The sequence below is a fragment of the Aquiflexum sp. genome (genome assembly GCF_977115555.1).
Genome location: NZ_CDSBKL010000375.1, coordinates 1 through 3,868 on the forward strand (window position 1 = coordinate 1; position 3,868 = coordinate 3,868).

A 3,868-nucleotide genomic window follows, 5' to 3' on the forward strand; every position below is an offset into this window, starting at 1 on the left:
TGATCGATTCCCTTCCCTTGTATACTTCTTATATCGGAAGGGTGGAAACAGAAAAATCTGCACAAAAAAACGGCATCACCAAAGTCCAAAAGTTTATTTCTGATTTTCTTTCCCAAAAACATTCCCCAAAACTTAACAAACAGATCTACCGGGAAGCCGCAGGCTTTTATGAATATATCGGGGAATTGGAACTTGCCTATCACGCCAACCAAACCGCTTTTGATTGGGGGAAAAAAGATTCTGAAACTACCCCCAAAGAATTGGGCAAAATCCAGAATAATATGGCTACGCTTTCACTTTATCTTGGAAACAGGGTACAAGCCAAGGGGCATGTCCACCGCGCCATATCGCTTTATCGTCAAGAACCAAAAGTAGATCCAGAGTCTCTTTACCTAAGCTACAATGCATTGGGAAATCTCCATTGGTACGGTTCTAGGATGGACTCTGCGGAATATTATTACCTGGAAGCGCTTAAGCAATTTGAAAGTATGAGCGATACCCCAAGGAACAGACATTACAGGCCTGCGATGGTTTTGAACAATCTTGCCGGGGTACAGTCAACTTTGGGAAAGACTTCATCAGGAATACTGTCCATGGAAAAAACCATTGACCACCTCACAGAATACATCAAAGCTATGGACGATGTGCAGGAAATCGCAAAAGGAAAGGAATTCCAATACCAGGCCATTGACAACCTCGCCGGGATGCACAAGGGACTGGGCAATTATTCCCGTGCAAAGGACTTGTTGGAGTATGCCTTTGAGCAAAAGAAATCAAGCTTTGGTCCCGAAAGTCCCGAAGTATTCAAGTCTCAGATTCTCCTTGGCCAACTTTATTATGACATTCGGGAAAATGAATTGGCCGAAAATTACCTGCTTGAAGGATTGGCACTGATTGACAGGATTGGCGGAGAATATCTCTATTGGCAGGCCGATGCCTACTATGCCTTAGCCAGAATCAAAGATTCACAAGGTAAAGAAGCAGATGCACTCCATTTTTACCAATTGGCTGAAAGTGTATACCAAGCCTTTTTGGAAGGGGAGTTTGATAATATCTATCTTGGTTTTTTGACCAATTCCTCTCTGTTTTATGCAGAGACAGGCATGGAAAAGCTGGCAAAAACTACTGCTGCCAAAGGCTTGGACTATGTCATCCAAAATCAGGGTAAAAACAGCCTCCTTGCTTTCAACCAAATCCTGAACCTCGCAGATATCCATTTTCTACTCAAAGAATATCCCGAATCCCTCCGTCTCAGCGGAGAGGCGCTACAGATCATGGAAGGGAGGTATGAATCTGAGATGACCTGGCTGGATTCCGTACAGACCGAGACCAAAAAGCCCCGCGCCATCCTCCTTCATGCAAAATCATCTTATCAGCTCCAACCGACAAGGGATGAAAGTTTTCTCTTGGTCATCAAAACAAAAGTAGATGAAGCAATCCGGATTTTAGAAAGAAGAAAAACCGCGCTCGGTACGGACGAGGATTTGAACCTGTTGCTTTCTGAAAACAGGGACCTGTTTGACTTCTCCAAGAAAATAGACCTTGAACTGCATGAACTTACTGGAAAGGAAAAATACCTGGAAGATTTTTTGAGCAAACATGAATCTTCGATCTACAACAAAGTCCGGGCAAGATTACAGAAAGTGGACAATATAAAATTTGCCGACATTCCGGCGGAAATACAGGAAAAAGAGACTTTTCTCAAGACCAATCTCCAACAGGCTCTTAACCAAGAATCTCCAGACATCAGCCCTTTTCTCGAAGCAAGCCAAGAATGGGAAGAATACCTAGATATGCTGAAAACAACCTATCCGGCATACTTCCAGTTTAGGTATGCCAATATTTCCAGCTCTATAGACGACATCCAGAAAAATATCCCTGAAAAAACTACAGTCATCAGGTACATTTTTGTGGGAGAAAACCTCGCAGCTGTCGTCATAGACAAAAACCAAAAAAAGCTTGTTGCCTTGGATTTTGGGCCGGTACAAAACCACATTCAGGAACTTCAGGCCAATTGGAACAAAGAGGAGGTGATTTTCCAAAAACTGGAAGAACTCTACCGCTCTCTTTGGAAACCTTTGGAACCCTATATCCAAAGTCCAAAGCTTATCATCATCCCGGATGGACAGCTTTTTAACCTGAGTTTTGAAATATTGACACCTCAAAAGATCAAGGGGTACAGTGAATTGGCAGCCAAAAGCCTATTGTCCAAGCACAGCATCAGTTACCATTATAGCTCCCTGCTTCTTCAAAAACCCAAACCTGAAAATGGTTTCAAGTCAAATTTTGTAGCGTTCGCTCCCGGATTTTTTGACAGGATGAAAACCGATTACATGTCCGCCCTGAAGGATTCCCTCTATATGGACCGGGCTTACCTTACCCTGATACCACAGCCTTTTACCTTGGCTTTGGTCAAAAAGGTGAAGTCGCTGTTTGGAGGATCTCTTTTTGTCGAAGATGAATCCACGGTTTCCCGATTCAAGGAATCAGCAGGTATGAACAGGATCATCCACATCGGCACCCATGCAGAATCAAACAACCTCAGTCCGGCTTTTTCCAAACTCATTTTTTCCAAAGAATCAAAAGAGGAAAGTTTTCCTGAAGACAACTCCTTGTATGCTTTTGACATTTACAACATTGATTTGCGCGCAAAATTAGCCGTGTTGACAGCTTGCGAAACAGGCAAGAATACCTTCGATCCTGGTGAAGGAATGGTTTCTCTGGCGCATGCCTTTAATTATGCGGGCAGCGAAAGTTTGTTGATCGGACTCTGGAAGATCGATGAAAAGGCAAGCAGCATCATCGTGGAGGAATTTTACCAAAACCTTTCCAAGGGATTGGACAAAGCTGAAGCCCTGCAAAAAGCGAAGTTACACTACCTGACTGTTGCTAAAGGAAGAGAATTGTCACCTGATTTTTGGGCAGGGTTGATTTTAATGGGTGATCCGAGTCCCATGGTTTTTGACAAATCCGTCAAATGGTGGATTTATCTGATGGTGATTGCTGCTATAGCAATCCTGCTAATCGGTTTGCGAAAGTATCGGTTTGCAAAAAGAAAATAAAATCGGGATTCATTGATGACATTTTGAAAGATTTCCGATGTATGGTTAAAATCCATTATTCATCAAATTCTCTGACACCATGAAATTCTTTTCTGCTTCCAAAACCCCCTTTAATCCAACCTATATTCTGGTTGCGATGCTTTTGCTGATTTGGTCTTGTTCATCAAGTGATGATCCTATTCCTACTCCCCCAGATCCTGTCACACAAAAAGACATCGCTGTAATTGACAGCAAAATCGAAGCATTTCTAGCAGCACAAAAAATCCCCGGGGCCTCTCTTGCCATTTCCAAAAACGGGAAATTGGTTTACAAAAAAGCCTATGGAAAAGCTGATGTCGAGGGAAACGTTGACATGACTACCAACCATCGAATGCGGGTGGCGAGTGTGTCCAAGACTTTTACCGGAGTGGCTATTATGAGATTGGTCCAAGCCGGAAAGCTGAGCCTTGATGACAAGGTTTTTGGTCCGGGAAGTATTTTGGGGACAGATTTCGGGACCAAAGCCTACGGAGCGCGGGTACTCAATGTGACTGTCAAAAACCTGCTCCAAATGACTACCGGAGGCTGGGTATTGGCCAATGACCGTGACGCCATCGACTCCAATCCCACAATGAATAATAAGGTATTTTTTGATTGGATGTTGGACAATGCCTTATTGAAACACGATCCGGGTACAAGGTATTGGTATATCAATACGAATTATTTTGTGGCTGCAAGGGTGGTAGAAAAAGTATCAGGAAAATCTTTTTATCAATTTATGAAAGATGATTTCTTAACTCCTCTTGGGATTACATCGGCTGTGATGG

2 protein-coding genes are annotated in these 3,868 nt (G+C 43.0%); both read left to right on the top strand.

Going from position 1 to position 3,868, the window contains the following annotated elements; genetic code table 11:
• The coding region (locus ACZFYI_RS16865; RefSeq protein ID WP_462525297.1) for a CHAT domain-containing protein at window positions 1-3,062 on the top strand (3,062 nt) is incomplete at its 5' end.
• A gap of 79 nt (window positions 3,063-3,141) precedes the next feature.
• Window positions 3,142-3,868, top strand: a 727-nt coding sequence (locus tag ACZFYI_RS16870) for a serine hydrolase domain-containing protein (RefSeq protein WP_462525298.1), incomplete at its 3' end; no start/stop codon positions are given.